At 45.9% G+C, this 2,286-nt stretch carries 2 protein-coding genes; one reads left to right on the forward strand and one right to left on the reverse strand.

From position 1 onward, the window contains the following. A partial coding sequence (locus tag F6K52_RS35460) for a site-2 protease family protein (protein ID WP_364421362.1) occupies window positions 1-1,384 on the reverse strand: 1,384 nt, incomplete at its 3' end. Window positions 1,385-1,476: 92 nt separating this feature from the next. Between F6K52_RS35460 and F6K52_RS35465 the strand changes: the two genes are divergently transcribed. Further along, complete coding sequence (locus F6K52_RS35465) at window positions 1,477-2,181, forward strand: MBL fold metallo-hydrolase (protein WP_293089764.1); 705 nt, start codon at window positions 1,477-1,479, stop codon at window positions 2,179-2,181. Window positions 2,182-2,286: the final 105 nt, after the last annotated feature.

The raw sequence follows: 2,286 nt of genomic DNA on the forward strand, positions 1-2,286 counted from the left end.
TGCACAAATCTCGCCAGTTGTCAAGTTCTGAAACATCATTAAGGGCTGGTTCATCTGCCACTGGCATGAATAAAAGAATAATTGCCCACAGGAGTAATTCTGGCTGAATCAATACTAGCAGCATCATTAACAGCCGGGTAATTTGACCAATGGTCATACCAGTTCTTTGACCCAACATGGCATGGACGATATGCCCACCATCAAGTTGCCCCACTGGCATTAAATTGAAAGCAGTAACAACTAAACCGACATAACCAGCGACTGCCACAGGATGAAGGTTAATGGCTGTGTTGGAGACAAACTCACTGCCCAATGCCCATTTACTTAGTAAGGTGAGCAAAAGGGAAAATCGGGGATTGAGGGATTCTAGGTTTAAGATTCCTGAAGAGTCAGACAACGGCACTACAGTGGAATGGGCTAATCCCCACATTAGGATTGGTAGGGTAACCACTAAGCCAACTAGTGGACCTGCAATGCCTATATCAAATAAGGCTTTACGGTTAGGAACAGGAGAGCGTATATGAATAAATGCTCCCAATGTTCCCAAGAATAAAAAGGGTATCGGGATAAAGTAAGGCAGAGTTGTACGCACCTTGTAAACCATTGCGGCGAAATAATGGCCAAGTTCATGAATGCTGAGAATTGCCATTAAGGCCAGGGCATAGGGCAGTCCTTGCAGTAAAAGCGCTGGGTCAGTAGCGGGATTTTCCGACACCCCAGCGATCTGAGTTCCCATCCAGGTGGTGGTAAACAAGGTAATCACCATCAGCCCCAATGCTAAACCAGGTCGCGTTAATGATTCAGACCCCCTGTAAGGTTTGGTTGATTTTTTGGTATTGGGCACTAGAGCAAAGAAGGGTTTGCCGCTAAAGCTTTCTTGAAAGACTACGAAAAAGCGATCGCCAAACTCGGCTTCTATATTTGACCGCACGGTACGGTAGGCTTGCTCTGGGTTAGTGCGCAGTTTGCCGCGACACAACACCACTTGAGGTCGGTACTCAATATTCTGGAGATAGTAGATTCCCCAGGGAAAACAATTTCTGAGGTCTTTTTCTTCTTCTTTAGTAATGGGACGAAGGCTTGACTTTTCAGTTGCCGATGAAATTTTGGCGACCGGGTCTGAGGTACTTGTTTTAGTCGGATTGTCTTTGGTCATGGTTGAATTGGGAGCTGGGCGTCCCCACTGAATCAGCAGCCAGTACAACGGTAAGCAAATCACAAATGGACCGAGCAATAGGGCTGGTGGTATTGGTATGTTCTTACCATTGAACAGAGTCCAACCAATCCAGACTAGTGGTGGAGCCATCATTACCAGCCACAGTAACCAGACTGGTGTCCGGGTCAGGCTGGCAACGGTGCGCTGGATCACAAGGTAGGTAATCACAGCGAGTAAAATAAATGTAAATGGGAGTAGCCAGAGTTCCATGATGAAAGATCACACCGTCTACTAAAAACTACAATTAAACTACAAGCATTGTGCAACCCGATACTCCAGCAAAAGGCGATTTTTCTCTTACGCCAAGCGCATCGTCTAATCAGCAACCTGCTGCATCCAAGCCACCACGCCTTGTTCTAGATACCATTTTTGCTTTTCCACCCAATCGAGATACGTTAGGTGGTACGGCTTATATTATTGTAGGAAATTCCTTCAACCTATTGATTGATTGTCCTGCCTGGAATGAGACTAACCAAGAATTTTTGCGTGAGCAAGGGGGAGTCTCATTACTGTTTATTACCCATCGGGGTGGTATTGGTAAAGCAAAAGAAATTCAGGAGAGTATGGGGTGCCAAGTCCTGATTCAAGAACAAGAGGCTTACTTACTGCCGGGATTGGAGGTAGTTACATTTCACCAGAAGTTCACTATAAATCCCTGCTGCTACGTCATTTGGACTCCTGGTCACTCTCCTGGTTCTTCTTGTCTTTACTACACTGGTGCCGGGGGTGTGCTATTTTCTGGGCGTCATTTGCTTCCTAGTAAACAAGGAGAACTGTTGCCCCTGCGAACCCCGAAAACATTTCATTGGCCAAGACAGATTCGGAGTGTAGAATCTCTGCTTGAGCGTTTTACCCCAGAGACTCTTCAATTTATCTGTCCTGGTGCCAATACTGGTTTTTTGCGAGGCCAAGGTGTGATTGATCAAGCTCACCAGGGTTTATCAGCAAGTTTGCGCGAAGTTTGAAAACTCAGAAGAGCTATATCTCTGACGCCCTGATGCTCGCTATGCTCTGAGCAACTAACTTACCTTAGCAAGAATTGCTTCAGAGGTTAACAACTTGATTGCTTC

The organism is Moorena sp. SIO3H5, assembly GCF_010692395.1.
GTDB lineage: Bacteria > Cyanobacteriota > Cyanobacteriia > Cyanobacteriales > Coleofasciculaceae > Moorena.